The organism is Collinsella aerofaciens (genome assembly GCF_040926185.1).
Lineage (GTDB): Bacteria > Actinomycetota > Coriobacteriia > Coriobacteriales > Coriobacteriaceae > Collinsella > Collinsella aerofaciens_BC.
The window spans coordinates 60,977-86,647 of sequence record NZ_JBCOIQ010000005.1 but is presented as its reverse complement, the minus strand read 5'-3'; the positions used below and the strand labels follow the sequence as shown (position 1 = coordinate 86,647).

At 61.6% G+C, this 25,671-nt stretch carries 26 protein-coding genes and 1 tRNA gene; 18 read left to right on the top strand and 9 right to left on the bottom strand.

Annotation, left to right across the window (positions count from 1 at the left end; translation table 11 throughout):
- Positions 1-161 precede the first annotated feature (161 nt).
- The 6 genes from larC2 to AB5750_RS03780 all read left to right on the top strand — a co-directional run bounded on the left by larC2 (position 162) and on the right by AB5750_RS03780 (position 5,583).
- Positions 162-647, top strand: coding sequence for a nickel pincer cofactor biosynthesis protein LarC2 (larC2, locus tag AB5750_RS03805; RefSeq protein ID WP_368145666.1), 486 nt, complete (start codon positions 162-164; stop codon positions 645-647).
- Between the two features lie 58 nt (positions 648-705).
- The gene (gene yfcE / locus AB5750_RS03800) at positions 706-1,254 is read left to right on the top strand and encodes a phosphodiesterase (RefSeq protein WP_368145667.1); all 549 of its coding nucleotides are present in this window, start codon (positions 706-708) and stop codon (positions 1,252-1,254) included.
- A 2-nt stretch (positions 1,255-1,256) separates the two neighbouring features.
- Positions 1,257-2,117: a nucleoside triphosphate pyrophosphohydrolase gene (gene mazG, locus AB5750_RS03795; RefSeq protein ID WP_368145668.1), complete on the top strand. Its 861-nt coding sequence runs from the start codon at positions 1,257-1,259 to the stop codon at positions 2,115-2,117.
- A gap of 189 nt (positions 2,118-2,306) precedes the next feature.
- On the top strand, positions 2,307-3,596 hold the full coding sequence (eno, locus tag AB5750_RS03790) for a phosphopyruvate hydratase (RefSeq protein WP_117564903.1): 1,290 nt from the start codon (positions 2,307-2,309) through the stop codon (positions 3,594-3,596).
- A gap of 195 nt (positions 3,597-3,791) precedes the next feature.
- Positions 3,792-4,553 (top strand): hypothetical protein, encoded by a 762-nt coding sequence (locus AB5750_RS03785; RefSeq protein ID WP_368145669.1) that lies wholly within the window; start codon positions 3,792-3,794, stop codon positions 4,551-4,553.
- Positions 4,554-4,581: 28 nt separating this feature from the next.
- Positions 4,582-5,583 carry a Ppx/GppA phosphatase family protein gene (locus AB5750_RS03780; RefSeq protein ID WP_368145670.1) on the top strand — a complete coding sequence of 334 codons (1,002 nt, stop codon included), beginning with the start codon at positions 4,582-4,584 and terminating at the stop codon, positions 5,581-5,583.
- Positions 5,584-5,931: 348 nt separating this feature from the next.
- On the opposite strand, the gene AB5750_RS03775 is transcribed toward AB5750_RS03780, so the two are convergent.
- A tRNA-Leu gene (locus AB5750_RS03775) sits at positions 5,932-6,016 on the bottom strand.
- 31 nt (positions 6,017-6,047) lie between these two features.
- Entirely contained in the window at positions 6,048-6,671 is a 624-nt protein-coding gene (locus tag AB5750_RS03770) for a hypothetical protein (protein WP_138341467.1), read from the bottom strand.
- A gap of 163 nt (positions 6,672-6,834) precedes the next feature.
- On the opposite strand from AB5750_RS03770, the gene AB5750_RS03765 reads away from it, so the two are divergent.
- Together AB5750_RS03765 and AB5750_RS03760 are read left to right on the top strand one after the other, a co-directional pair.
- On the top strand, positions 6,835-7,122 hold the full coding sequence (locus tag AB5750_RS03765; protein WP_148332642.1) for a PTS sugar transporter subunit IIB: 288 nt from the start codon (positions 6,835-6,837) through the stop codon (positions 7,120-7,122).
- Between the two features lie 11 nt (positions 7,123-7,133).
- Positions 7,134-7,508, top strand: a complete 375-nt coding sequence (locus tag AB5750_RS03760; protein WP_117802785.1) for a VOC family protein — start codon at positions 7,134-7,136, stop codon at positions 7,506-7,508.
- Positions 7,509-7,583: 75 nt separating this feature from the next.
- On the opposite strand, the gene AB5750_RS03755 is transcribed toward AB5750_RS03760, so the two are convergent.
- From AB5750_RS03755 to AB5750_RS03745, 3 genes are read right to left on the bottom strand one after another with little or no spacing between them, the layout of a single operon-like run.
- Positions 7,584-8,879 (bottom strand): sensor histidine kinase, encoded by a 1,296-nt coding sequence (locus AB5750_RS03755; RefSeq protein WP_368145671.1) that lies wholly within the window; start codon positions 8,877-8,879, stop codon positions 7,584-7,586.
- Positions 8,863-9,648 (bottom strand): response regulator transcription factor, encoded by a 786-nt coding sequence (locus tag AB5750_RS03750; RefSeq protein WP_368145672.1) that lies wholly within the window; start codon positions 9,646-9,648, stop codon positions 8,863-8,865. The genes AB5750_RS03755 and AB5750_RS03750 overlap by 17 nt, the downstream gene beginning before the upstream one ends.
- Positions 9,649-9,666: 18 nt before the next feature.
- Positions 9,667-10,209 (bottom strand): UBA domain-containing protein, encoded by a 543-nt coding sequence (locus tag AB5750_RS03745; RefSeq protein WP_368145673.1) that lies wholly within the window; start codon positions 10,207-10,209, stop codon positions 9,667-9,669.
- 603 nt (positions 10,210-10,812) lie between these two features.
- On the opposite strand from AB5750_RS03745, the gene AB5750_RS03740 reads away from it, so the two are divergent.
- Positions 10,813-11,052, top strand: a complete 240-nt coding sequence (locus AB5750_RS03740; RefSeq protein WP_349074370.1) for a hypothetical protein — start codon at positions 10,813-10,815, stop codon at positions 11,050-11,052.
- 85 nt (positions 11,053-11,137) lie between these two features.
- Positions 11,138-11,863 (top strand): metallophosphoesterase, encoded by a 726-nt coding sequence (locus tag AB5750_RS03735; protein ID WP_368145674.1) that lies wholly within the window; start codon positions 11,138-11,140, stop codon positions 11,861-11,863.
- Positions 11,864-11,878: 15 nt separating this feature from the next.
- Here the strand turns inward: AB5750_RS03735 and gluQRS are convergent, their stop codons facing one another.
- The gene (gene gluQRS, locus AB5750_RS03730; protein ID WP_349090359.1) at positions 11,879-12,889 is read right to left on the bottom strand and encodes a tRNA glutamyl-Q(34) synthetase GluQRS; all 1,011 of its coding nucleotides are present in this window, start codon (positions 12,887-12,889) and stop codon (positions 11,879-11,881) included.
- A gap of 515 nt (positions 12,890-13,404) precedes the next feature.
- Between gluQRS and AB5750_RS03725 the strand changes: the two genes are divergently transcribed.
- Positions 13,405-15,348, top strand: a complete 1,944-nt coding sequence (locus tag AB5750_RS03725; protein ID WP_368145675.1) for a DUF2207 family protein — start codon at positions 13,405-13,407, stop codon at positions 15,346-15,348.
- A gap of 139 nt (positions 15,349-15,487) precedes the next feature.
- Here AB5750_RS03725 and AB5750_RS03720 read toward each other — a convergent pair whose 3' ends face one another.
- Positions 15,488-16,129, bottom strand: a complete 642-nt coding sequence (locus AB5750_RS03720) for a GNAT family N-acetyltransferase (protein WP_368145676.1) — start codon at positions 16,127-16,129, stop codon at positions 15,488-15,490.
- 276 nt (positions 16,130-16,405) lie between these two features.
- On the opposite strand from AB5750_RS03720, the gene purH reads away from it, so the two are divergent.
- The 6 genes from purH (at position 16,406) to AB5750_RS03690 (ending at position 22,632) form a co-directional block, all read left to right on the top strand.
- Positions 16,406-18,013, top strand: coding sequence for a bifunctional phosphoribosylaminoimidazolecarboxamide formyltransferase/IMP cyclohydrolase (purH, locus tag AB5750_RS03715; protein WP_368145677.1), 1,608 nt, complete (start codon positions 16,406-16,408; stop codon positions 18,011-18,013).
- Between the two features lie 247 nt (positions 18,014-18,260).
- Positions 18,261-18,968 (top strand): hypothetical protein, encoded by a 708-nt coding sequence (locus tag AB5750_RS03710; protein ID WP_368145678.1) that lies wholly within the window; start codon positions 18,261-18,263, stop codon positions 18,966-18,968.
- 179 nt (positions 18,969-19,147) lie between these two features.
- A complete protein-coding gene (locus tag AB5750_RS03705) occupies positions 19,148-19,819 on the top strand; it encodes a response regulator transcription factor (RefSeq protein ID WP_368145679.1) in 672 nt (223 codons plus the stop codon).
- Positions 19,820-19,828: 9 nt separating this feature from the next.
- Positions 19,829-20,872, top strand: coding sequence for a sensor histidine kinase (locus tag AB5750_RS03700; protein ID WP_368145680.1), 1,044 nt, complete (start codon positions 19,829-19,831; stop codon positions 20,870-20,872).
- Positions 20,873-21,049: 177 nt separating this feature from the next.
- Positions 21,050-21,340: a helix-turn-helix domain-containing protein gene (locus AB5750_RS03695; RefSeq protein WP_195363296.1), complete on the top strand. Its 291-nt coding sequence runs from the start codon at positions 21,050-21,052 to the stop codon at positions 21,338-21,340.
- Positions 21,340-22,632: a HipA domain-containing protein gene (locus AB5750_RS03690; RefSeq protein ID WP_195363295.1), complete on the top strand. Its 1,293-nt coding sequence runs from the start codon at positions 21,340-21,342 to the stop codon at positions 22,630-22,632. Before AB5750_RS03695 ends, AB5750_RS03690 begins: the two co-directional genes overlap by 1 nt.
- Positions 22,633-22,809: 177 nt before the next feature.
- On the opposite strand, the gene AB5750_RS03685 is transcribed toward AB5750_RS03690, so the two are convergent.
- Positions 22,810-23,247, bottom strand: coding sequence for a universal stress protein (locus tag AB5750_RS03685; RefSeq protein WP_055251269.1), 438 nt, complete (start codon positions 23,245-23,247; stop codon positions 22,810-22,812).
- A gap of 249 nt (positions 23,248-23,496) precedes the next feature.
- Between AB5750_RS03685 and AB5750_RS03680 the strand changes: the two genes are divergently transcribed.
- Entirely contained in the window at positions 23,497-24,477 is a 981-nt protein-coding gene (locus AB5750_RS03680; protein WP_368145681.1) for an undecaprenyl-diphosphate phosphatase, read from the top strand.
- A 183-nt stretch (positions 24,478-24,660) separates the two neighbouring features.
- Here AB5750_RS03680 and AB5750_RS03675 read toward each other — a convergent pair whose 3' ends face one another.
- Positions 24,661-25,659 carry an NAD(P)-dependent oxidoreductase gene (locus AB5750_RS03675; protein WP_368145682.1) on the bottom strand — a complete coding sequence of 333 codons (999 nt, stop codon included), beginning with the start codon at positions 25,657-25,659 and terminating at the stop codon, positions 24,661-24,663.
- Positions 25,660-25,671 lie beyond the last annotated feature (12 nt).

The following is a 25,671-nucleotide window of genomic DNA, read 5'->3' as shown; positions in this document are numbered from 1 at the left end:
AACGCTGCAAGTCGAAACCGACTGGAAAGGGCAGGCGGCGCACGCCGACGTCCGTGACGGGCAAAAGTCGCGCCCATCCCATGACGACACCCCCACGCCGCCCGCGATGTGTTAGCGTTTGGGTGAACAAAACGAGCCCGTGCGGAAAGGAGCCGGACCGTATGCCATGCGATAGCAAATCCCCGCTGTCCCGCGAGACCGATGCGCCAGAGACCATCGTCAAGCTGGAATGCGATATCGACGACGCGTCGCCCGAGGTGCTCGCCTACGCCGCCGACCGCCTGCGCGAGGCCGGTGCGCGCGAGGCGCACTGGCTGCCCCTCTATTGCAAGAAGGGCCGTCCCGGCTGGCAGTTGCAGGTAATCTGTACCCACGAGGATATCGAGCGCCTGCAGACGATTATCTTTTTGGAAACCACGACCAATGCCATCCGCCGCCAGGTCATGGAGCGCGTTTGCCTGCCACGCCGCTTTGAGCGCGTAACGACGCCATGGGGCGAGGTGTCCGTCAAGGTGGCCACCCTGCCCGACGGCAGCGAGCGCGCAGCGCCCGAGTACGAAGACTGCGCCCGTCTTGCCCGTGAGCACGACGTACCGCTCCAGCGCGTGATGCAGGCGGCTCAGAGCGCGGCGCTGCGATTTGAATAACAAGATCGTGCGGCGCGCCGCGACCGGCTCCGTCAACTCCATCCCGAAAGGATCCCTCATGAAATACCTCATCGCTTCCGACATCCACGGTTCGGCATATTGGACTGAGCGCCTGGTCGCCGCCATCGAGTCCGAGCAGCCCGACCGCATCGTCCTGCTGGGCGACCTGCTCTACCATGGCCCGCGTAACGACCTGCCGCGCGATTACGCTCCCAAGCGTGTGATTCCGCTGCTCAATGCCCTGGCCGACCGCATCATCGCGGTGCGCGGCAACTGTGACGCCGAGGTCGACCAGATGGTGCTCGATTTCCCGGTCATGGCCGACTACGCCACGCTGTTTGACGAGACCGGCCGTGAGCTGTTCCTGACGCACGGCCACGTCTTTGGCGCCGGCATGCACAACAGCGTCGACCACGCGCCCGCGCTGCCCGAGGGCTCCGCGCTCGTCTACGGTCATACGCACATCAAGGTTAACGAGGCAAGCGCCGCGCACCCGGGCCTGTGGCTCTTCAATCCCGGCAGCGTGAGCATTCCCAAGGACGGTACGCACAGCTACGGCATCTACGAGGGCGGCGCGTTCCGTCACGTGGTCCTGGAGGAGGAATAACCATGGCGCAGCACATGGCTCAGCAAAATGCCGAGGGTTCGCGCGACCTGTCCACGCTGGTCGACGCGTCGGCCGAGCTGCAGCATCTGGTACAGACTATCTGGCGTCTGCGTCAGCCCGATGGCTGCCCGTGGGATCGCGAGCAGACGCATCAGAGCATCGGCAAGAACATGATCGAGGAGGCCTACGAGGCGCTCGATTGCATCGAGGCCGATGATGCCACGCATCTGCGCGAGGAGCTCGGCGACGTGCTCATGCAGGTAGTACTGCATGCGCAGATTGCGGCGGACGCCGGCGAGTTTACGCTGGCCGACGTGGCGCGCGATATCGACGCCAAGCTCATCCGCCGCCACCCACACGTGTTTGGCGATGCGGACGCCGAGAGCTCCGACGAGGTGCTCAAGATCTGGGATGAGGTCAAGCTTGCCGAGAAGGCTGCCAAGGACAAGGCCGTGGCAGCAGGCGAGGCTGCGCCCGAGGGCCTGCTCGACGGCGTGCCCACGCATCTGCCGGCGCTGATGCAGGCGCAGAAGGTGTCGCGCAAGGCAGCGGCCGTGGGCTTTGAATGGGAGACGGTCCAGGATGTGTGGGACGAGGTAGCTGAGGAGCGTGCCGAGTTTGAGGCCGAGGAGCCCGGCTCGCCCGAGCGCGAGATGGAGTTTGGCGACCTGCTCTTTGCCCTAGTCAACGTTGCGCGCAAAGAAGGAATCGACGCCGAGAGCGCCCTTCGCGCCAGCACGGCAAAGTTCCGCCGCCGCTGGGCCGCGATGGAGCAGATGGCGGCCGACGCCCACGTTGATCTGGCCGAGCTTTCGACCCACGGCCTCAATGACCTCTGGGATGCCGCAAAGGCAGAGGAGTAAGACTGCGGGGGCGACGGGACGGACTTGTCCCATCGCCCCTATTATTTTTTAAAAAGATTGTATCCCTTGGCTAACTTAGGGCATAATGCAAAAAGTGCGATAAGGCTAACTTATGAACCTGCGCGCCGCTGTAGCGTGCAAGCCGTGTCGCCAAGCATTCAACCCGTTTCCAAGTGAGAGGGAGACAACATGAGCGATATTTTGGACGTCTACGGTCGCGAGGTGCTCGACAGCCGCGGCAATCCCACTGTCGAGGTCGAGGTCGTGCTCGAGGACGGTAGCTTTGGCCGCGCAATGGTGCCTTCGGGCGCTTCGACCGGTGCCTTTGAGGCCTGCGAGCTGCGCGATGGCGACAAGGGCCGCTACCTGGGCAAGGGCGTTTCGCAGGCCGTCGAGCACGTCAATAACGAGTGCGCTAACGCCGTCGTGGGCCTCGACGCCTTCGACCAGCGCGCCGTCGATGCCGCGCTGATTGCCGCGGACGGTACCCCCAACAAGACCAAGCTCGGTGCCAACGCCATCCTGGGCGTGTCGCTGGCCGTCGCCCGCGCCGCTGCCGAGTCGGCGGGTCTTTCGCTGTACCAGTACCTGGGCGGCGTCAACGCCCATCTGCTGCCCACGCCCATGATGAACATCCTCAACGGCGGCGTGCATGCCGACAATAACGTCGACTTCCAGGAGTTCATGATCATGCCGGTGGGCGCCCCGAGCTTTGCCGAGGGCCTGCGTTGGTGCGCCGAGGTCTACCACACCCTCAAGGGCGTGCTGCATGAGGCCGGCCTGGGCGGCGGCGTGGGCGACGAGGGCGGCTTTGCCCCCAACCTTAAGACCAATGCCGAGCCGTTCGAGTACATCACCAAGGCCGTCGAGAAGGCTGGCTTTAAGCCCGGCGTCGACTTTATGTACGCCATGGATCCGGCGTCCACCGAGTTCTACAACGCCGAGACCGGCATGTACGAGCTCAAGGGTGAGGGCGTGGAGTATACGAGTGCTCAGATGGTTGATTACTGGGAGAAGCTCGTCGACACCTATCCCATCATCTCCATCGAGGATGGTATGGCCGAGGAGGACTGGGACGGCTGGGTCGAGCTTACCCGTCGAATTGGCAACAAGGTGCAGCTGGTGGGCGACGACCTGTTCGTCACCAACACGGAGCGCCTCAAGAAGGGCATCGAGTTGGGTGCCGCCAACGCGATCCTGGTCAAGGTCAACCAGATCGGCACGCTCACCGAGTCGCTCGAGGCCATCGAGACCGCCAAGGAGGCCGGTTACGCCTGCATCGTGAGCCACCGCTCCGGCGAGACCGAGGATTCCACGATCGCCGACCTGGTCGTGGGCGTCAACGCCGGCCAGATCAAGTCGGGCGCCCCGTGCCGCAGCGACCGTATCGCCAAGTACAACCAGCTCATCCGCATCGAGGACGAGCTCGAGGGCAGCGCGCGCTACGCCGGCAAGGCCGCGTTCTACAACATTCGCTAAACGGGCGAATTTGGCGAGGGGGAGGCTGACTCGGTTCCGCCCCGTCTTGGCTGGACGCCGCAAAGCGCTGTGGGCGCTGGGCCATATGGCTCAGCGCCTTTTTTATGTCGAGCAAAGGCTGGCGAAGGCGGTGCGGGCGCTCGTGCTATAACTAAAGGACTTAGCGCAAACAAACCTCAACCGCACAAGGCGCACATGGATCAGATTTACGACAACAGGTACTATTCCGCCGGTTCGCGCGAGCCGTCGCCTCGCCGTGCGCGCACGGTGCAGCTCGGTGGGTCCGCCTACGCCGGCGTCGATCGCTCCACGCAGCGCCCGACAGGTACCTCGCGCCCCAATGCTCAAGTGAATACTTCGACAGACGGACCGGTGCGCCCGGCACGTTCGTCGCATGCGTCGCGTCCCTCGACTCAGGTACACGACAAATCGAGCAGGCCCTCGAACCGTTTTTCGGGCTCGGACTTTATGCGCTACGCCAACGACAACGCGGTGGTCAAGGCGATTTACGACTTTACCCACGGACCACAGCGTGTTCTGTTCATCGGTATCGTCGTGGCGTTGGCGCTCGTGAGCCTGTGTTTTCCCGTGCGCGACCTGTACGTGGCCAAGCGTTCGAGCGACATCTTGGCCAAGCAGGTCGAGATTCGCGAGCAATACAATGACGAGCTGCAAAAAAGCGTCGACAAACTGCTCTCGGAGGAGGGCATTAAGGATGCGGCGACCGAGGACCTGGGCCTGGTGATGCCCGGCGAGACCAAGATCGACGTGCTGGGCCTGGACGACGATTCGGACTCGTCGTCGAGTAAGAAGTCGTCGAACGCCAAGAAGGCCAGCGAAGTGGCCAAGGAGATCGAGGAAGTCGGCAAGGACGCGCCGTGGTACATTCAGGCGCTCGATATGCTGTTTGGTTTTAACGGCGTCGAGGGTCAGACGGTCGCGTCCAGCGGCGAATAGGCGAGTAGCGCCCGGAGGGGAGCCCGCAATGGCAGATTGCAAACGATATAAGGTGGCGGCGATCGACCTGGGAACGGTGTCGTCGCGACTGGTGTTGGCGCAGGTTGAGGCCGGGGCGATTGTGGAATCGTCCAAGCATACCGAGATTACAGACTTGGGTGAGGGCGTCGACGCGACGGGTCGCTTTTGCGAGGCGGCTGTGGAACGCGTGCTCGCCGCGTGCCGCATGTTCGTGGCCGAGGCGCGCGACTTTGGGGCCGCGTGCATCTGCACCACGTGCACGAGCGCTGCGCGTGATGCGTCCAACGCCGCGCTGCTGTTGGACGGTCTGCGCGAGCTGGGGCTCGAGCCACAGGTGATTCCGGGCGAGGTCGAGGCGCGCCTGACGTTTTTTGGCGTGGCGCACGACTTTGCCGGCGAGCGCATTATCGTTGCCGATTCGGGCGGCGGGTCCACGGAGCTCGCGACGGGCGTGTACGCACCGGAGCGAGGGATCTTTGCGCTGGAGGGCACGCGCTCGCTGGACATTGGATGCCGTCGCGTAACGGAGCGCTTCTTCTCGGCCCTGCCGCCTGCGACGGGCGAGCTTACGGCCGCTGCCGACTGGGCGGGCGAGCAGTTTGCTGCCTATTTTGAGAGCCTGCCCAGCAACTTTGAGCGCGCCGAGCGCCTGGTTGCCGTGGGTGGCACCGTTACTACGCTCGTGGCGCTGGTCCACGAGCTGGAACCGTACGACTCGAGCTTTGTGCACCTGCGCGAGCTTTCGCTGGATCAGGTTTCGGCCGCTATCGAGCGCATGTCTGCGTTGGATGTTGCAGGCATTGCCGCGTTGCCGGGCGTGCAGCCCAAGCGCGCGGGCGTGATTCTGGCCGGCGCCGTGGTGATCCGCGAGCTCATGCGTGCCGGCGGCTACGATGCGCTCACCGTAAGCGAGAACAGCCTCCTCGCCGGCATGGCCGCCACTATCAACGAAACCCTCGACGGCGCGACTCCCACCATCGGCTGGACCCCGAGCCTGAGTGCTCTTTAACCGTCTTCCTCTGAGTTGCGGTGAAATAGTTCCTAAATAAGCTGGTAAACGGTATAAACAGGATCTATTCCACCGCAACTTAGAGCCCCGCCGGCGTGTAAAAGAAACGAGCCCGCATCCCTGGGGGACGCGGGCTCGTAAAAACCAAATGGTAGGGGCGGTGGGACGTCCGCGCATTTGCTGCGCAAATCCGCACCGGCTTCGGACGCCTGCTGGCGCCCTCGCCGGCTCGCTGCGGACGCTGCGCGTCCGCTTGACGCTCGCCCCCCCCTCGCGGGTTCGAGTCCCACCGGCATCTAAAAGAAGTGAGCCCGCATCCCTTGGGGACACGGGCTCGAAAGCTCCATATGGTAGGGGCGGTGGGACTCGAACCCACAATCCTTGCGGCGAGAGATTTTAAGTCTCCTGCGTATGCCAATTCCGCCACGCCCCCGTGAGACTAGAAGTCTAGCACAAGCCGTCCGTTACGCGTTGACGGCCATCGAGTGTTGCCCCGACTTCTCCAGGAACTCCTGGAACTTGGCTTCGTCGCCCTTGTTCTTGTACTGCAGAGCCAACAGATACTCCAAGCGGCAGCTCTTGACCTTGTCGTCACCGGCCTCCTTGAGCATGCGCTCCAGCTCGGGAATGTCGTTGTGGCGCTTGAGAATCATCGTGTCGTACATCAGTTGGCATTCGTGTGCGACTGCCTCGGCCTGGCCGCCCTCAAAGCCTTTGATCTCGTGCAGCAGCTCCTTGGACTTTTTGCGGTCCTCCTGGCCAACGTAGTAGTTAAAGGCCTTAATTACCAGGTCGACACGCTGCATCTTGGGCAGGTTAAGCCCCAACAGCAAATCGAACATCTCGTCGGCGCGCTTGTGGTCCTCGCGCAGCAGATATGAGTTCAGGCGCAGGTAGTCGCGGTTATAGCGCGGGTACAGCATGCTGGTGAGTTTGCCGTCGAGCAAGCGATCGAACTCGTCCCACTGCTTGGCAGCCATAAGCTGTTGCAGGCGCTTAAACGTGGTGCGTTTTTTTACGCTAAAGAATACCGACACGGCGATACAGATGATGACGACGGCGGTCCAGAGGGTGCGGGAATCGGGCATATTAGGGTCCTTAGTCGCTCATAAAGCGAGCGGTATGACAACACGTACTAGATGTATTATACGCAGCGCGCAAGCAAACTGGCATAAAAGCTCATCGAGGCTGAGTGCCATCGCTCGCTGCGGTACACTTACCTAAAGTAAACCACGAAGGGAGACATTACCTATGAAGAAGATTGTTTTGGCTTGCGGTGCTGGCGCTGCTACTTCCACGCTCGTTGCCCAGAAGGTCGCCACCATGCTCGACGCCAACGGTTACGCCGACAAGTACGAGATCGTGCAGTGCGCCATCTCCGAGGCCAAGGACGTTTGCGACGAGGGCGCCGATCTGCTGATCGCCACCACCGTTGCCCCCGAGGGCCTTACCTGCCCGTACGTGAGCGGCGTGCCCTTCATGACCGGCATGAACCGCGTCGCCGCCGAGAAGGCCGTCCTCGACGTCATGGCTCAGTAGGCGCTGACTGCATGAGTGAGCAGAACGCCAATCCGGTCGAGCTCTTTGGCATGCGCGTTGCCCATGTGGGCATTAACGCCACCGACCCGGCAGACGCCCTGGAGATCGCGGAGCTGTTCTCGACGATGATGGGTCTGCCCGTTATCGAGACCCCGGTTTCGTACTTTAACGATTCGCTGGTCGAGGTCATGAAGCAGAATGGTCGTGGCACCAAGGGCCACATCGGCTTTGCCGTCAACGACATTGATGCGGCCGAGAAGTGGTTTGCCGAGCGCGGGCTCGAGGTCAACGAGGAGTCGCGCGCGCTGCTGCCCGACGGTAGCACCAAGCTCGTGTACTTTAAGCGCGAGTTCGCCGGCTTTGCCGTGCACCTGTGCCGCGAGTAGCGCACAAGCTGCTATAGCTAGCAAAAAGGGATAGGGCTGCGTGGCCCTATCCCTTTATTTATGTCGAGGGGCTTCCTACCGCGGCAGGCGAATCGTAAAGCGGCTGCCGACGCCCTCGACCGAGGTCACGCCGATGACGCCGCCGTGGCTGTCGACAATCCACTTGGCAATGGCGAGCCCCAGGCCCGAACCCTGTGCGCCGACATCGCGCGCGTTGTCGGCACGGTAGAACCGCTCGAACGCGTGAGCTGCGGATTCCTGGTTCATGCCGATGCCCTCGTCCTCAATGCTTATGTCAATCGCGCCCGTGCCCGCATCGGGCGTTATGGCAAACGTGACGGTCGTGCCCGCGTCCGAATACTTGGCGGCATTCTGCACGATTACGCGCAGAGCCTGCTTCACAAGCGCGACATCGACGGACGCGTCGCAGCGCGGGTCGCTGGCGAGCGCAGCGTCAAAGGCCAGCCGATACGCGTGCGTGGCATCAATCATCTGCGATTCTTCGCAAACCTCGCCGACCAGTGCGGCCAGGTTGGTATTCGCGCGCCGCAGCACGGTGCGGCCGGCATCGCCGCGCGCCAAAAACAGCAGCTGCTCCACGAGCTCCTGCATATGCTCGCTTTCGGTCTTGAGCGAGGCGATGGACTCTGCCAGCACGTCCGGGTCGTCCTTACCCCAACGATCGAGCATGTTTACGTAGCCCTGAATCACCGCGATGGGCGTGCGCAGTTCGTGACTCGCATCATTGACAAAGCGCATCTGCTGCAGCTTTGCTTCTTGCATCTGACGCAGTAGGCGGTTGAGCGCGACCTCGATGCTCGCCAAGTCGGCGTCGCCGGTGGTGACGCTTGGCGAGTCGACGCTTGCGCGCTCGATGGCCTGCTCCAGCGTTTCCATCTTGCCGCCGGCGAATTGCATACGGCCGAGCTCGTCCACGCGCAAGGCCAGGTCGTTGAGCGGCGCCATGGTACGGCGCACGCGCCTCGCGCCGCCGAGCATGTTGAGCACGCTGATGACCTGCCAGCCCGCAACGACAAGATAAAGGGGCCACAGCATGACCAGATCCTGCGCGAGGGGGAAGGTCTTGGTGGTACGCGCAAGCTCGACGGTATAGGTAAGCGTTGTCAGATCCCAGCCGCGTGCTGGCGTCAGCGACATGCCGTGAACGGTGGCGCCTGGAATCCATTCTGCGGTAAACGCGCCGTCGGGTAGCGTCTGGTTGTATCCATAGACGAGGATCGCCGCCGCAACAAGCAGCAGTAACAGATCCAGCCAGACGTAGCTTACCAAGCGGCGCCACATGTAGCTCCAGTTGATGGCGCGGGCGATGGAGGTGACGCGCTTGGTCTCGGCGTTACGCGCGGCAGACATAGCCCACCCCGCGCACGGTCTGGAGGATGCGGACACCGCCAGCGTCCTCGATCTTGGCGCGCAGGTGCGCGATGTGCACGTCGACGTTGTTGGTGTCGCCCACGTATTCGTAGCCCAGCGCCTCGTGCGCGATGCGCTCGCGTGTGAGCACGGTTTCGGCATGCGTCATAAGCAGGGCGAGGACATCGAACTCGCGGGCCGTGAGCGCGATGGGCGAGCCGCCGACCGTGACTTCGCGGCGGTTGGGATCGAGCGCGACCGAACCCACGACGAGCGCGGCGGGGGAGGGCGAGGCGGATGCCTGGGCCGAGCCGCTGACCGGGGGTATCGCACCGGCGCCGACGCCCGCACCGGCCGCCATGCCCGTCCCGGCGCCGGCGCCGCCAACGCCCGAAGCCGCCCGCACGGCCTCCGAGCGCTTCAACGCCACGCGGATCCGTGCGAACAGCTCCTCAATCGCAAATGGCTTGGTCAGGTAATCGTCGGCGCCGGCATCGAGCCCGGCCACCTTGTCCATCACGGCGTCGCGCGCGGTGACCATGATCACCGGTACATCCTTGTGCTTGCGGACGCGTCGCAGCACCTCCATGCCGTTGAGCTGCGGCAACAGCACATCGAGCAGAATCAGATCGTAGTTGCGCTCCAGCGCCAGGTCCACGGCGGTGCGGCCGTCGGCGGCGTGCTCCACCTGGTAGCCCTCGTGCTCCAGCTCGAGCGTCACAAAGCGGGCGATTTTCTCCTCGTCCTCTACGATCAGGATCCGTGCCATGCGTGCCCCCGTCTGAGATTACTTGTCGTCGTTGAGATTTTGCTTGATGTCGTCCGCGGCATCGGCAGCGTGATTCATAAGGTTGTTGATGCTGCCGGGTACGTCGCCGTCGCTATCGATGCGGTAACGCATGCCAAAGAACAGGCCAATCAGCATCAGCCATATCGTGGCGCCCCAGGCAAACAGCGCGACGATGGGGATCAGGATGGGAATGTTGAGGATGATCGCGTCGCGGCGCGTGGCGATAAACTTGGTGTCCAGGCTCAGGCGGAAGAGCTTTTTGAGGTACTCCCACACGCTGTCCATCTTCTTGGAGAAGTCGGTCTTTTCGCTCGACTTCTCGTAGGCGGCCTGCGCGGCGACCATCTCGGCTGAGGGCTCATCGACTGGCGCGGACTCGGTGGCGGCGTGCGCCGACGTGGTCTGGGTCTTGCCCTGCGACTCGAGCCAAATGATGGCATCCACGACGTTGCCGTCGGCGGCGTCGAGCGCGGCCTTGGCATCGGTGTAGCTCACGTTGCACTTGGTGCGGATGGTTTCAACTTTTTCGAGGTCGTCCATGACCTGTTCCTTTCGTTCGATGGGCGCGACGCCGGGCGATCTGCCCGGGCGCGAGCGTTGCGTTCGGCGGCCTGCGTGACGCCGCCCCGCCCTTGGTCGAACTCTATAGTGCAGGTTATAGATTAAGCGATTCTTGAGCCAAGATTAATGTTGGATGAGTTTTTGGGTGGCGAAGCGCGTGACGCGGGGCGCGCAGGCAAGGGGAAGGCCGGTTTTGCGTGGCGTGGGGAAGGGAAGGACAGGTCTTTGGGGCGGCCGACAGCGAGGTCTAATACTTTTCCGAGAAGTGAACGAGTGAAAGCGGACACCCGAAGCATCGACACTTGAGAGGTGCCGTTTCCTGCGGTTTTGCTGCCGGAATCCTGCGATTTTGCCGTTGAAAAATGCGGATGCTCCAGGGGTCCAAAAACAGCCGTTCACTTCGCGGAAAAGTATTAGACCTCGATAACGGGGATGGGGCGCCGGTGCAAAACGGCGTCAAGGGTTGGTCGAGCAGGCGGTTTCTCCATTGATGTCCGCACGACATGTGACACTTTCCCTGCCGCCCTGCTCTGCCGCGGCGGCATGCATCTGAACGACGACCCTCTAAGGAGTTCGATATTGATGAGTGACAACACCAAGCATCTCGCAAAGAAGTGCGTCAGGGACGCAGGGCCGTGCCTCGCGCTGTGCCTTGTCGGCGCAGCGGTTGCGCTGCTGGCTGTTCTGGGGCCATTCGACGTGCTCCGAAGTGCCAGCTCTCTGCACGTTTGCATGGCCCTTGCCGGCGCCATGATGACCGGCGGCGTGCTCGATCTGGTTTTTTGGGTGCTTGACCCGTTTGGATGGAAGAACGAAGGGTAAGCCCTAAGGGGTGGAAGGGCTGGAACGGTTGGCTTAGTGATCGTGCAGAATGCGGTCTAGCGACTTACAGGGAAGTGGTAATCCGATGACGGTCTATGTGACGGGCGACGTCCATGGCGGCCTCGACATGCAAAAGCTGCGCGATTGGGACCTTGGGGCTAGCCTGACGAGCGACGACTATCTCATCGTCGCGGGCGACTTTGGCTTTCCGTGGGATTTCTCTGCCGAGGAATGTGCCGATATTGCCTGGCTGGAATCGCGTCCCTATACCGTGCTGTTCGTCGACGGCAATCACGAGCGTTTCGATCACTGGGCGGAGCGTCCCATGGAGCTGTGGCACGGCGGGCTGACGCAGCGCCTGTCGGACACCTCTCCCATACGGCGCCTGACGCGCGGCGAGGTTTTTGAACTCGACGGCTCAATGATCTTTACCATGGGTGGCGCCACGAGCGTGGACAAGGAATACCGCATTCCGTATTCCAGCTGGTGGCCGCAGGAGCTGCCGGACGAGCGCAACTTTGAGGAGACGCGGGCAAAGCTCGACAGCGCGGGCTGGAAGGTCGACTACGTGGTCACCCACACCTGCTCAACGCGTATGCTTTCGCCCACGCTTTATCCGGCACCCGGCTGGAATTACCCCGCCGTTGATCGGCTTACGGCATTTTTCGATGAGCTGGAAGACCGCTTGGATTACAAGCGCTGGTACTACGGACATTTTCATCGGGATGCCAATCCGGCCGAGCGCCACACCGTGCTCTACGACTGCATCGTTCGCCTAGGCGACGAACTCCAGCCCTGGGATGTTGCGTAGAGGCGCGGTGGCTGGCTACTCGACCGTTACAGTGATGTTTTCCCGATGCTCCCGGATGACGTTCCAGCTAAAGTGCTCGACCAGCTGCTCGGCAGAGCGCGGCGTGGTGTCTGGCGCGATGCCTGTTTGCCCGGCGAGCCAGCCCAGTAGTGCCTCGGGCGTGCCAAAGCGGGCGCGTAGTTCGCCCAGGTCCAGATCGCGGTCGCGCTTGGAAAGGCGGCGGCCGTCCGGTGACATGAGCAGCGGAATGTGCGCGTAGTGCGGCGTGGGAAGGCCCAGCAGATGCTGCAGGTAGATCTGGCGTGGTGTGGAGCCAAGCAGGTCGCATCCGCGTATGATCTCGGTAACACCCATGGCGGCGTCATCGACCACCACGGCCAGCTGATAGGCAAACACGCCGTCGCTGCGGCGCACCAAAAAGTCGCCGCATTCGGTGGCGAGCGCTTCGCATTGGGCCCCGTACGTGCGGTCCACGAATTCGATCACATCGTCTGCGAGGTCGTCGACGGCGGGCACGCGCAGGCGCGTGGCCGGGGCGCGCAGGGCACTGCGGCGGGCGACCTCTTCGGCCGAAAGCCCTCGGCAGGAGCCGCGATAGATGGGCGTGCCGTCGCTGGCGTGCGGCGCGCTCGCGGCGTGGAGTTCGGCGCGCGTGCAAAAGCAGGGGTAGGTGAGGCCGGCGTCTTGCAGCTGGTGCAGGGCGTCCTCGTACAAGTCCAGGCGATCGTGCTGGTAGTAGGGACCTTCGTCCCACTCAAGCCCCAGCCAGGCCAGGTCGTCAATCAGTTGAGCGGCAAGTTCCGGGCGCTTGCAGCGATCGTCCAGGTCCTCGATGCGCAGTACGATGCGGCCGCCCTGGCTGCGGGCCGAAAGCCACGCGCACAGGCAACTGAACACGTTGCCCAGGTGCATGCGGCCCGAGGGCGACGGGGCAAAACGGCCCACGACGGGCGCGGGGGCAGAGGCGGCCGGCGTCGTTGGCGCGTCCGCGGCGGGCGTTGCTATGTTGCGTGCTTTGATATCCATGCGGACGAGTATAGCGCGGGGCGCAATGGGGAGACGTCACTGTGGTCCGCAAGTTGTCGAAGCCCCGCATTGCGTATGGCGGGCCGCAGACTCGGCGCTTTGATTCCTGTCCATCAATTCGGCGCCTTAGACGACAGAAACCCCGGCAGCTCTTCGCAACTGCCGGGGTTTCCGCGGAAAAGGGGGACATGATCCTCGAGCGAACGGCAAAGGGGCAAACCGTTTTCGCTCAACTGCTTTATGCCCCTCGGCTGGCGGCTCAATCAGCGCATGCCGCGCCCACACAAAGCCACTACACCTGTGACGGAGCTGTGAAATGGTATCTATCGTTGGTGCATGCCATGCCAAAGAGTGTCCCTAACGGCTAGTCATTTAAGAACGTCCCCAATGACTAGCTGCTGGCGGCGGGCGTGACTTTTGTCCCATTTGGCGCTCCGGTCGCCTAGATATTCGTCATGTGCGCCCGTAAACGTGGGACAATGACGCTGTTGGTATCACAGACAAAGGATGTGCCTATGAACGCCCCCGTTGCCAAGACCTGTCGGCAGCGCCGCCTATTCGCGCGATTCGCTTCCGTCTGCGCACTCGTCGCGCTTGCGTTGTTGCTGCTGCCTGCCGCCGCACACGCCGACGGCTACTCCATGAGCCAAACCTACATCGGCGCCACGGTTGAGGCCGATGGATCGCTGACCGTTGTCGAGGGACGCCAGTTCGATTTCGACGACGACATCAACGGCGTGTTTTGGGAGATCAATACGGGCACCAACCAGCAGGGCGGCACGGCGGGCGTCGACGTGCTGAGTGTCGAGGAAGAGGACACCGCGTTTAACAAAGTCGATAGCGCGAACAAGGGCGACTCTGGCGTCTACACGGTCGAGCAGACCGGTGACGGCGTAAGGATTAAGGTGTTCAGCCCCCACGAGAGCGGCGATAGCGCGATCTATTACGTGAGCTACACCATGACCGGTGCGGTCATGAACTGGGCCGATACCGCCGAGCTCTACTGGAAGTTCGTGGGTGACGGCTGGTCCGCGGATTCCGACGATGTCGAGATGGAAGTGTACTTCGCAAATGCCGCTGCCGGGACGGCGGCCGTCAAGGGCGATAACTTCCGCGCATGGGGTCACGGTCCGCTGACGGGCGACGTGTCACTCGATGCGGATGAACCCATGGTCACCTATACCATTCCCTGCGTGCATCAGGGCGAATTCGCCGAGGCGCGCATCGCCTTCCCCAGCGACTGGGTGCCGCAGCTTGCCGCCTCGGGCGAAGAACGCATGTCAACGATCCTGGGCGAAGAGAAGGAATGGGCCGACGAAGCTAACGCCCGCCGCGCTCACGCTCGCATGATTGCCAATGTACTTGCCGTGCTAAGTGTTGTCGCGGCGGTGGCCTTTACCGGCACAATCGTTGTGCTCAAGCTGCGCCGCCGCAAGCCAAAGCCGCTTTTCCAGGACGAATATTTCCGCGATGTGCCTTCGGCCGACCATCCCGCTGTGCTTTCGGCCCTCATGAGCTGGAACGAGGTGCCCGATCAGGCATATATCGCCACGCTCATGAAGCTCACCGACGACCGTGTGATCAAGCTGGAGCAGGCGACCGTGACCAAGGCCAAGAAAGGCCTGTTGGGGCGTGAAAAAGAAGAGCAAACGTATCGCGTGACGGTGAGTGATGCGGGTTGGAAGTCGGCCAAGGGCATTGACCGCATGGTGCTCAAGGTCTTCTTTGCCGGTGCTAAGCCCGACGAGAACGGCGATCGCTCGCGCACGTTCGACGAGCTGCAGCACTACGTCAAGCAGCACGCTACGCCCGTGGGCGACAAGCTCGAGGACTATCAGAACACCGTTAAGGGCAAGCTGGCCGATAGCGAGTACGTTGCCTCTGACGGCATTGTCGCAATGGTGTTTTGCCTGGTTCTTGGTATTCTGATCGCCTGTGTTCCCGCGGGATCCATCTTCTTTACCGACGGCGCACACGCGAACATTGTCGCCGCGGTTATCTCGGTGCCGATTGTGCTGGTGGGTATTGGCGTGGGCCTTACGTTCCGCCGCTTTACGCCGGAGGGCGCCGAGGTTGCGGCTCGCTGCAAGGCGCTTAAGCATTGGCTCGAGGATTTCACGCGCCTAAAGGAAGCCGTCCCCGGCGATCTGGTACTGTGGAACAAGCTGCTGGTGATGGGTGCGGCGCTGGGCGTTTCGAAGGAAGTCCTGCGTCAGCTTGCCGAGGCTGTTCCTCCCGAGGTGCGCGAGGCCGACGGTTTCTACGACAATTACCCTTGCTACTGGTGGTACTACCATCATTACGGTATCGATTCGCCGCTCGATTCATTTAACGATGTGTATCACGAGAGCATCCGTGAGCTGGCTTCGAGCTCCGACAGCTCGGGCGGCGGCGGTGGCGGCGGCTTCTCGGGCGGCGGCGGAGGCGGCGTCGGCGGTGGCGGCGGCGGAACGTTCTAACGGTCGTAAGCTATGGGATGGGCTTTTCTCGACAGCTGTCGGGGAAAGCCCATCCCCTTTTTATGCGCTACCTACGAAGACTGTCCCCAGCGACTAGTCATTTAAGAACGTCCCCAACGACTAGGTATGGCTGCTGGGCCTAGACGGTTAGGTCCAGCTCGTAGAGGAAGCTTTCGCGCGGCATGGCGTGGCGGCGTTCCTCGCGGTTGGCGCGGTGCGTGGCGGTGCGCTTAAAGCCGTGCAACTCGTAGAACTTCCACGAGCAGTTGGAGTCGGTGTACAGGTGTGCGCTGGTCGCCCCGCGCGAGGAAAGATACGAGACCGCGGCATCGAGCAAAACCGAGCCAACGCCCAGGCCATGGACGTCGCGATCCACGGCAAGCAGCGTTACCTCGTTGTCGTGCGGTAACGGGCTGCTCTCGAGCAGGCGGTTGTTGGTTCGGATGGTTGCGCGCACAAACGAGAGATACTCGGCGCACGCATCGGGCTCCAGCTCGCGCATCTGCGACAGCAGTGCACGCTCAGTATCCATCCAATGTTCGTTGATAGTGACGCCGGAGCTCTGTCCTGCGCGTGCAAGCGCAATGCCGCGCGCCTGACCGTCGATTACGGCAACCTGTGAAAACGTCGATGAAGAAAGGCAGTAGGCAAGATCGCACGCGGCCTCAAGGCGGTTGTACTCATCGTTATCCGAGTTGTTGTGCCAAAGCTGCTGCAGGATCAGCGCGATGGCGTCGAAATCTTCGGTATCAAACGGTCGGTAGAGAACCCGCGAGACCATGGTGCCTCTTTCTATTGCGGATGCATATCGAGCACAGTTCTACCACGCCATTGGCATCTAATTATGGTGCCCCTGTGTTCCATGAACTCACCGTGCCCAGTGGCGCTCCTGCAACCCCCGCTCGAAGCTTTTTCTGCACAGCCGTGCGTTGCGGGGTGCATCGTCGCGCTCGATGCGCTACATTGAATCAGTATTTTCAATGCCGCTGCGCGAGCGCTGCAGATCGACGTATCACCGACTCACAGAGCACGGCGGCGTACCAGACAGGAGGACTGCATGGGATCTGATGTGAAGATCGCACGCGCGTTGATCTCGGTTACCGATAAGACGGGCGTCGTCGATTTCGCACGGACGCTGGTTGACGACTTTGGCGTCGAGATCATCTCTACGGGCGGCACGGCTCGTGCCATCGAGGACGCGGGCGTTCCCGTAACCCCCATCGAGGAGTTCACGGGCTATCCCGAGATGATGGACGGCCGCGTCAAGACGCTGCATCCCAAGGTTCACGGCGCGCTGCTTGCCCGTCGCGATTCCGAGCAGCACATGCAGGAGGCCGCTCAGCACGGCATTAAGCTGATCGACCTGGTGGTCGTCAACCTGTACGAGTTCGAGAAGACCGTCGCCAACCCCGAGGTCACCTTCGCGGATGCCATCGAGCACATCGACATCGGTGGCCCCTCCATGCTGCGCTCTGCCGCTAAGAACGCCGCGAGCGTTACCGTCATTTCCGACCCGGCCGACTATGATGCCGTCCTGGCCGAGATGCACGAGACCGGTGGCTGCACCACGCTTTCCACCCGTCGTCGCCTGCAGGTGAAGGTCTACCAGACCACCGCCGCCTACGACACGGCTATCTCCCGTTGGCTCGCCGCCCAGGCAAGCGACGTGGCGGATACCTCTGCCAAGCTCGAGATCTCGCTGGAGAAGGTCGACGACCTGCGCTATGGCGAGAACCCGCAGCAGAAGGCCACGGTCTATCGCTTTGCCGAGGGCTGCGAGAATACCGCGAGCTCGCAGTTCCCGCTCGTGGGCTCCGAGCAGATCCAGGGCAAGCCGCTCAGCTACAACAACTATCTGGATGCCGACGCCGCTTGGAACCTGGTCCGCGAGTTCGACGAGCCTGCCTGCGTGATCCTCAAGCACCAGAACCCCTGCGGCTCCGCCGTGGCCGAGGACATCACGGCCGCCTACGACCGCGCTTTCGCCTGCGATCCCAAGAGCGCCTTCGGCGGCATCATCGCCTGCAACCGCGAGGTTCCCTATGAGCTGGTTGAGCACTTTGCCGATCAGAACAAGCAGTTCGTCGAGGTCATCATCGCCCCGAGCTACACTGCCGAGGCGCTCGAGCGCATGGCCAAGCGCCCCAACCTGCGCGTGTTGGCGACCGGCGGCGTGGACCACGGCGCCCAGGTGGAGCTGCGCTCTATCGACGGCGGCATGCTGGTGCAGGAAGTCGACCACGTGACCGAGGATCCCGCGACCTTTACGTTCCCCACCGACCGCAAGCCCACCGACGCCGAGATGGCCGAGCTCGAGTTTGCCTGGAAGGTCTGCAAGGGCGTTAAGTCCAACGCCATCCTGGTCTCCAAGGGCAAGGCCGGCATTGGCATGGGCCCGGGTCAGCCCAACCGCGTGGATTCTGCACTGTTGGCCTGCGAGCGTGCCGAGGACTTCTGCGAGCGCGAGGGCGTGGAGAAGGGCGGCTTTGCCTGCGCAAGCGACGCATTCTTCCCGTTCCGCGACAACGTCGACGTGCTTGCTGCACATGGCGTGACCTGCATCATCCAGCCCGGCGGCTCCAAGCGCGACGACGAGAGCGTCCAGGCCTGCAACGAGCATGGTATTGCTATGGTCTTTACGGGCGCCAGGCATTTTAGGCACTAGAGGCTTTCCCAAGTACCCGACCTTGCCCCTCAAACCGTCGCTTGCGTACATTTAGTACGCGGCGCTCCTCTTTCGGGGCAATCTCGGGCACTTGGAAAACCCTTAATGGGATGTTGTTCTATCCCATTAAGCTGATCGGTCGCCTGACCATATCGTCAAAATAATCTCCGCAAAAGACGGTCGCTCCGTTTGGAGGGCCGTCTTTTTGGTATAAGAGGACGGAATGACTAACACGAAAGGTACAACCATGCCCCAGATTGATGATGCCGAGCTGTTTGGCAATGCCGAGGATCAGCGTGCGTACGAGGACTTTTGCGCCAATCAGGAAGCGGTCGAGAAGTTTACGCTCGACAAGCCCGCGCTTGTCTGCCGTTGGCGCATGTCCAACAAAAAGGTGCCCATGCTCAACCGCCATATTCGCGCGCTGTCCGAGCGCCTGGTGCAGGGCGAGCCGCTTACCCATAACATGCTCAGCTGGGCCAAGCAGCACGTTGAGTGGTCGCTTGCCGAGGGCGATTACACCGCACGCGACGGCGTGCTCATGCTGGTGATCGACGTCAACGGCAACGCCGCCATGACGGTGGGGGAGTACGAGCCGCTAGCCGATACGTCGGCCAAGGCGCTACGTGCCCGCTCCGCCGAGGCCCGCTCCGAGGCCGACGAAACCGGCGTGGCGCCCGAGCTGCTCGCCGCCGTCGATAACGGCGAGCTTGCCTTTGTGGCGCCAGCGGACGAGTGCCTGTGCGGCACGGCGACGCTCATCGAGCAGCTGGCCCAGACCAAGGGCATCCCGGTCACGCGCGTAGATATTCCTGCGCAGCTTAAGGGCGCGCTGTTTCTGGTGAGCGACGAGCACGGCGTGGTCCCTGCCGACGATACCGATGCCGCTGAGGCGGACGCTGCTATGGTCACCTTCTTCGCCGACGGCTACGAAAAGCTCCGCGCCCGTCGCTAAATGATTATTCTGGGACGGGGATTTAATAATCATTTTGGTCCCCGTTCCCGTCGCGAGCGTAAGGCGGACAAAACGCCCCCGCTCGCGAACAGTTCTGTCACCTTGGCGACGTGCGTGGCGCGCACCTGCAGTTTCGCAGCCATAATGGTGGCAAGACAACCAAGAGGGGAGCGGAATCCATGGCGCTGATCTATATCGTTGAGGACGACGAGCCCATTCGTCGCGAACTTGCCGACATCCTTGCCCGTGCCGGTTTTGAGGTCGAGGCCTGCGAATCGTTCGAGCATGTTTCGCGCGATATTCTCGCCGCCGCGCCCGACTTGGTGCTGCTCGACCTGACGCTTCCCGTCAAGGACGGCCAGCATATCTGCCATGAGGTTCGCCGCGAATCCGAGGTTCCCATCATCGTCCTCACTTCGCGCACGACCGAGATTGACGAGGTCATGGCCATGACGCTCGGCGCGGACGACTTTGTTCCCAAGCCCTACAGCGCCCGTGTGCTCGTGGCGCGCATCAACGCACTACTGCGTCGCACCGCGACGGCGGGCGAGCGCAGCACGCTCGTCCACAAGGGACTGGAGCTCGACCTCGCACGCTCCATGGTCACCAACACACAAACGGGCACCAGCACCGAGCTCACCAAAAACGAGCTGCGTATCCTCTCGCTGTTTCTGAGCCGCGCGGGCAAGATCGTTTCGCGCTCGGCCATCATGCAGGACCTGTGGGACTCCGACGCCTTCGTGGACGACAATACGCTCACCGTCAACATCAACCGCCTGCGCACCACGCTCGAAAAAATCGGCATCAAGGGGTATTTGACAACGCACCGCGGCCAGGGCTATTCGGTCTAGGGGCCGGCTATGTCGTTTGGCAAGTTCTTTAAAGATGCGCTGCTTCTCGTCGCCGTGTGGACGTGCGGCGTGCTGCTGAGCTGCTTTGTGCTGACGGTCGCCGGCGCACCCGTTTCTATCGTGGTCGTGGCGGTCGGTGTGTCCTTTATCTTTGGTATGCTCGGCATCGTGATCGAGTACGCGCGCCGTCGTCGTTTTCTGCGCCAGCTGGAGCGTGCGGCCGAGGAGCTCGAGAGTCCCGCATGGGTGCAGGAGATGGTGCAATGCCCGACCTATGCTGAGGGCGAGCTCGAGTACGAGGTCTTGCGCCGGGTGGGCAAGGCGGCATGCGATGAGGTGGCGGAAGGCCGGCGCCAGACCGATGACTACCGCGACTATATCGAGAGCTGGGTCCACGAGGCCAAGCTGCCCCTGGCAGCAGCCCATCTGTTTTTGGAAAACCAGGACGGCAGCGAAGACGATCTGTCGCGTGTGGATGACCTGGGTCGCGAGCTTGCCCGCGTGGAGCGCTATATCGACCAGGCGCTGTACTATGCGCGCTCGGAAGTCGTGGAGCGCGACTACCTGATTCGTCGCTGGGACCTTAAGACCTTGGTGACGGGTGCGATTAAAGCCAACGCCCGCGAGCTCATCGCGGCGCATGTGGCCCCGGTGTGCGAGAACCTCGACTTCGAGGTCTTTACCGACGAGAAGTGGCTCGAGTTTATTCTGGGCCAGCTCATTCAGAACAGCATTAAATACGCACGTGAGGATGGTGCGAAGATCACGTTTTCGGGCGCGTTGCTGGACGAGGGCCTGGCAAGCGAGCGCATCGAGCTGACCGTTGCCGACAACGGCTGTGGCGTGAGCGCGGCCGACCTGCCGCGCGTGTTCGAGAAGGGTTTTACCGGCGACAACGGCCGCATCACCAAGCGCACAACGGGCATCGGCCTCTACCTGGTGGCGCGCCTGTGCTCCAAGATGGGCATCGACGTCACCGCAGCGTCGGAGCCCGGCGAAGGCTTCACCGTAACCTTCGCCTTCTCAACGAACAAGTTCCAATACTTCGAGTAGCCGGTCCGCGTGGCGCAATCGACGGAATCTTCCCGTTTAGGAGGATGACGATTGCTTTGGCTACTATGTTCACGAACGTGAATATAGGTATTACTTGTAAAGCTATAATCACGTTCGGGAACATAGCTTTACAGTTCTATACTATGTTCACGAATGGGAACATAGCTAAGGAGCGACATGAGAACGGTGACAACGACTAAAGTGCTCGATGGGCGCATCAAACTTAAGCCGTCTGAAACTGCTTTCTCGGAACGCATGGTTTTCGATCCGGGCGAGATGGGGAAGGCCCTTAGGCTTAGAAGGCGTGAACTTGGTCTAACTCAACGCGACGTCGCGACTATGACGGGTCGCAGCCTTCGTGTGATAGGCGATATCGAGCGGGGGCGGACAACGGTCGAAATCGGCGTCATTTTCGACTACGCCTCCATCGTGGATATCGATTTTATTCTGAAGGTGAGGGGAAAATAATGGGCGGCACGCTGTTCGTTCATCGTGAGTTTAAGGGATCCTACCAGCTGCTTGGCATATTGGAAGAGAATGCTGGGCTTCCGCTATTCACCTATGTCCCCGAGTACCTCGAGAATGCTGACGCGGTTCCGATTTCGTCCTCGTTGCCCTTGTCGGCCGAGACATTCAGCCCGGACGTAACGAGCTCCTTTTTCTCCGGCATTATTCCAGAGGGACAGCTCAATAGAGACCTTGAGAAAAAGGCTCGGGCGGAACGCGGCGATTACTTTAAGGTCCTCGATTTGGTTCGCAACGAACCCGTCGGCGCTTTGATTTTGACGCGAGAACCTTCGGCCGACGGTCTCGAAATGGGCTATGAGGAGATAGGGGAGAAGCAGCTGAACAAGCTGGCGTACGCGCCAGCGGAGGTGGCCTTTGGTCTTGCGCTCGAGAGTCGAATTTCCCTTGCGGGCGCTCAGGCGAAAATCGGCCTCTACCATGCGGGTGATGACTCATGCGGCGGATGGTATCTGCCCCACGGGGCAGCCCCATCGACGCATATCCTCAAAGCGGGGTCGAAGGCGTTTCCGGGCGAGACGGTTTGTGAAGCGATGTGCGTGAGAGCTGCTTCGCTGATGGATCTATCAGCCGAAGAGTGCTTTCTAATTCGAGTTGAAGATGCCGAACCGATTATCGCCGTGAAGCGGTTTGACCGAGCGATGTCTAATGGTGGTCGTTCGCTCGATGGGCTGCTGGTTCCAAATCGTCTGCACCAGGAGGACATTTGTCAGGCAAAAGGCATTTCGCGCGAGCTTAAATATGAGCCAACGGGCGTCAATTACCTGGGGCTTATCGTCGACGCGGTACGAAGGGTGTCGACGAATCAGATGGAGGATAGGTTTCTTGTTGGCTATAACCAACTGTTCGATTATGCCGTAGGAAACTGCGACAACCATCTTAAGAATTGGTCACTCGTGTGGGACGAGGACTGGAAGCAAGTGAGGTTGGCGCCGCTCTACGACGTGTTGTGTACAACGATCTATCCCAATCTCGTTCGCGAGATGGGGGTTTCGTTTGGCGGAAGCCGAAAAATCGATGATGTGACTCGCGAGTCGGTGTTGAGGCAAATGGCCGAGGCGGGTTTGCCCCAGGGGATCGTCACCGGAATGATTAACGACACCTGCAGTGAGGTGCCAGACGCACTGAGAGATGCAGCGCGCAGCCTCAAAGAAGAAGGTTTCCCTGAGGCAGAAGCAATGTTCGATAAGATCATTCCAGAAGTACAAACCCGCCTAAACAGAATCGCCCCATAACAAAAACGTGCCGCCCCAAACGGGGCGGCACGCCATCTTTTAATCAGATAACTCGTTGAAGTACGGTGACGAAGGCGCAAGGCCGGGAGGGGCTATCTAAGCCGACATCCCGCAGCCGCGAAGCGGCGAGGACGTCGGCGTGATAACCCCGCAGGCCTTGCGCCGACGGGAAGGAACCTACTTCACGACCAAAATGTCGCAGTCCGTGTTACGCAGCAGGAACGTCGAAATCGAGCCCAGCAGCGCATACTTAATCGAGGATAGGCCGCGGGCACCGCAGAGCACCAGGTCGGGCTTGACCACGTCGAGCATCTCGTCCTTGAGGGTTTCGCGAATGCGGCCGGCGCGAATCATAACTTCGACCTCGGGAATGTCGGGATTGGCCTTGGCCTCCTCGAGCTGCTTGGCGATGGAGTTGTTAAAGGCCTCCTCCAAGCCGTTGACCAGGTCGACCGGATAGGAACCGGCGCTCTCGAGCGCGGTGGAGTCGATGACGTGGCCGATGATCAGCTTAGCGCCGTTGTTCGCGGCGACCTTGATGGCGCGTGCGAGCACAAAATCCTGCTGCTCAGTACCGTCGAGTGAAACAAATACCTTGGTGTAGCCCTCATTCATGGTTTCCTCCTTGGTCTATCGCACGGGCGCGGGGCTCGTGCGTCGGGCGGGCGCGGGCGCGTTGGCCGCCGGACACTTTATCTTGTTGCAGTTATACCCAAGGATTTCGGTTTGACTGCTCGCAATTCTGTGAACGGGCGAGTTTTTTGGTAAGGGTAGGCGCGGTCGCACCGCCAACGGTTGATAATGGGACATCGCCCGCATCGTCCGCAGAACATCTACCGGCGGGTGTCTAACGAGGGGGTCCCTTTGGATATTATCGAGCTTCTAAAATCTGCCTTCATGGGCCTGGTCGAGGGCATCACCGAATGGCTGCCTGTTTCGTCGACCGGTCACATGATCTTGGTGGACGAGTTCGTCAAGATGAACGTGAGCGAGACGTTCTGGAATATGTTCCTGGTCGTGATTCAGCTCGGCGCCATTCTGGCCGTCTGTGTGCTGTTCTTCCATGAGCTCAATCCGTTCTCGCCCAGCAAGGGCAAGGAGGGCCGTCGCGACACCTGGGTGCTGTGGGGCAAGATTGTGCTCGGCTGCATTCCCGCCGCGGCGATCGGCCTGCCGCTCAACGACTGGATGGAGGAGCATTTCTATAACGCTCCCGTCGTGGCGCTGGCGCTCATTGTGTACGGCGTGCTGTTTATCGTGATCGAGAACTGGCGCGCGAGCAAGCGCGAGGAAATGGCCGTTGCCGGTTCGTTTGGTTCGCGTGCTGTGGTGTCGGGTGGACGTCCCGCCGGTGCGCACTTTGCGGCGCCCGCGGCGGCTGTTGCCGAGGATGAGGACGATGACGAGGACCTGGACTTTGGCTCCATCACTACGCTCGAGGACCTGAGCTGGAAGACGGCGCTGGGCATCGGTTGCTTCCAGGTACTTTCGCTGGTGCCGGGTACGTCGCGCTCTGGCTCCACCATCATCGGTGGCCTGCTTTTGGGCTGCACGCGCTCGGTGGCATCCAAGTTCACGTTCTTCCTGGCCATCCCCGTTATGTTCGGTGCGAGCGCGCTCAAGCTGGTCAAGTACTTCATTAAGGGCGGCACGTTTGGCGCCAACGAGGTCGCCATCTTGGGCGTGGGCTGCGTCGTGGCCTTTGTGGTTTCGCTCATCGCCATCAAGTGGCTCATGGGCTTTGTCCGTCGTCACGACTTTAAGTGCTTCGGCGTCTACCGCATCGTCCTGGGCATCGTGGTGCTCGCATACTTCTTCGTCCTGGAGCCTATGCTCGGCCTGTAACTTGGTTGACGCTGCGCGGCGTCCAGAGCGACAACTTGTCATTCAAAGAGGGCGGCATGACCAAAAGGTCTATGCCGCCCTCTTTTCATGCCAATTTGTTCGCTCTGGCCGCCGCTCGCTGCCGTTGCCATGGCATCGGCGGTTCCGTGATTGGTGCATTGGGGTCAGGTTGCTTTGCACCAATTATTCGGTAACGGTGTGTTCGGGCTTGCGGTTAAAGACGAGCTTGTCTACTACGGCCTGCAGCGACATGCGACGGACGGTGTCGTAGGCTTCCTGCGTGCTGTACGCACAATGGGGCGTGACAATGCAGCGCGGGTGCGCGATCAGAGCCTGGTTGGGCGCGGTCTCATCGGCGAGCACGTCGAGCGCGGCGCCGCAGATGCCACGCGTGCCACCGCTGGCGATGCCCTCGTCCAACGCGGCGACTAGGGCATTCTCATCCACGATGGGCCCGCGGGCCGTGTTAATCAAAAATGCCGTGGGTTTCATAAGCGCAAGTTCGCGCTTGCCAATCAGCTTCTCGGTCTCGGGAATCAGCGGACAATGCAGGCTGACGATATCTGATGCGCCGAGCAGTTCATCGAGCGTTTGAGCCTTGGCGCAACCGGCGGCGGCAAGCTCTTCTGCCGTCTTGGTCGGCGCCCACACCAGTACCTTCATGCCGAGCGCCTGCGCGATGGGCGCGACGGCGCGCGCGATGCTGCCAAAAAAGACCAATCCCAACGTGCGGCCTTGCGTACGGTGCATGGTATACCCGCCCAGCGGATTCCAGGCGCCGTCGCGCACGTCGCGGTTGAGCAACGTGACCTGTCGCATCAGGTCGAGCATCAGGGCAACGGTGTGCTGGGCGACATCGTCCGAGCAGTATCCGGGACAGTTGGTGACGGTGATGCCATTTGAGGCCAGCCGGTCGACGGCAACGTGGTTCAGGCCGATAGACATGTTCGAGACAATGCGCATTCCCGCGGCTGCCATAGCGTCGGCACATGCATCGTCAACGGGACCGAACTCGCCGACAAAGCCCTCGCAGCCTGCCAGCTGCTCGGCAGTGGGGCAGACATTGGGCTCATGCGCGCAGCCCACCAGCTCAATCTGGTTGCCGCCTTCGATTGCGTCGAGCGCCGCCTGGCCCGCCTCGGTCGAACCGTCGACCATGTAATAGAGCACCTTATGCTTCACAGAGGTCCTCCT

Excerpts from the sequence above, each read along its gene's own strand:
- larC2 (WP_368145666.1), top strand. The coding sequence starts at position 162 with ATGCCATGCGATAGCAAATCCCCGCTGTCCCGCGAGACCGATGCGCCA.
- yfcE (WP_368145667.1), top strand. The coding sequence starts at position 706 with ATGAAATACCTCATCGCTTCCGACATCCACGGTTCGGCATATTGGACT.
- mazG (WP_368145668.1), top strand. The coding sequence starts at position 1,257 with ATGGCGCAGCACATGGCTCAGCAAAATGCCGAGGGTTCGCGCGACCTG.
- eno (WP_117564903.1), top strand. The coding sequence starts at position 2,307 with ATGAGCGATATTTTGGACGTCTACGGTCGCGAGGTGCTCGACAGCCGC.
- AB5750_RS03785 (WP_368145669.1), top strand. The coding sequence starts at position 3,792 with ATGGATCAGATTTACGACAACAGGTACTATTCCGCCGGTTCGCGCGAG.
- AB5750_RS03780 (WP_368145670.1), top strand. The coding sequence starts at position 4,582 with ATGGCAGATTGCAAACGATATAAGGTGGCGGCGATCGACCTGGGAACG.
- AB5750_RS03770 (WP_138341467.1), bottom strand. The coding sequence starts at position 6,671 with ATGCCCGATTCCCGCACCCTCTGGACCGCCGTCGTCATCATCTGTATC.
- AB5750_RS03765 (WP_148332642.1), top strand. The coding sequence starts at position 6,835 with ATGAAGAAGATTGTTTTGGCTTGCGGTGCTGGCGCTGCTACTTCCACG.
- AB5750_RS03760 (WP_117802785.1), top strand. The coding sequence starts at position 7,134 with ATGAGTGAGCAGAACGCCAATCCGGTCGAGCTCTTTGGCATGCGCGTT.
- AB5750_RS03755 (WP_368145671.1), bottom strand. The coding sequence starts at position 8,879 with ATGTCTGCCGCGCGTAACGCCGAGACCAAGCGCGTCACCTCCATCGCC.
- AB5750_RS03750 (WP_368145672.1), bottom strand. The coding sequence starts at position 9,648 with ATGGCACGGATCCTGATCGTAGAGGACGAGGAGAAAATCGCCCGCTTT.
- AB5750_RS03745 (WP_368145673.1), bottom strand. The coding sequence starts at position 10,209 with ATGGACGACCTCGAAAAAGTTGAAACCATCCGCACCAAGTGCAACGTG.
- AB5750_RS03740 (WP_349074370.1), top strand. The coding sequence starts at position 10,813 with ATGAGTGACAACACCAAGCATCTCGCAAAGAAGTGCGTCAGGGACGCA.
- AB5750_RS03735 (WP_368145674.1), top strand. The coding sequence starts at position 11,138 with ATGACGGTCTATGTGACGGGCGACGTCCATGGCGGCCTCGACATGCAA.
- gluQRS (WP_349090359.1), bottom strand. The coding sequence starts at position 12,889 with ATGGATATCAAAGCACGCAACATAGCAACGCCCGCCGCGGACGCGCCA.
- AB5750_RS03725 (WP_368145675.1), top strand. The coding sequence starts at position 13,405 with ATGAACGCCCCCGTTGCCAAGACCTGTCGGCAGCGCCGCCTATTCGCG.
- AB5750_RS03720 (WP_368145676.1), bottom strand. The coding sequence starts at position 16,129 with ATGGTCTCGCGGGTTCTCTACCGACCGTTTGATACCGAAGATTTCGAC.
- purH (WP_368145677.1), top strand. The coding sequence starts at position 16,406 with ATGGGATCTGATGTGAAGATCGCACGCGCGTTGATCTCGGTTACCGAT.
- AB5750_RS03710 (WP_368145678.1), top strand. The coding sequence starts at position 18,261 with ATGCCCCAGATTGATGATGCCGAGCTGTTTGGCAATGCCGAGGATCAG.
- AB5750_RS03705 (WP_368145679.1), top strand. The coding sequence starts at position 19,148 with ATGGCGCTGATCTATATCGTTGAGGACGACGAGCCCATTCGTCGCGAA.
- AB5750_RS03700 (WP_368145680.1), top strand. The coding sequence starts at position 19,829 with ATGTCGTTTGGCAAGTTCTTTAAAGATGCGCTGCTTCTCGTCGCCGTG.
- AB5750_RS03695 (WP_195363296.1), top strand. The coding sequence starts at position 21,050 with ATGAGAACGGTGACAACGACTAAAGTGCTCGATGGGCGCATCAAACTT.
- AB5750_RS03690 (WP_195363295.1), top strand. The coding sequence starts at position 21,340 with ATGGGCGGCACGCTGTTCGTTCATCGTGAGTTTAAGGGATCCTACCAG.
- AB5750_RS03685 (WP_055251269.1), bottom strand. The coding sequence starts at position 23,247 with ATGAATGAGGGCTACACCAAGGTATTTGTTTCACTCGACGGTACTGAG.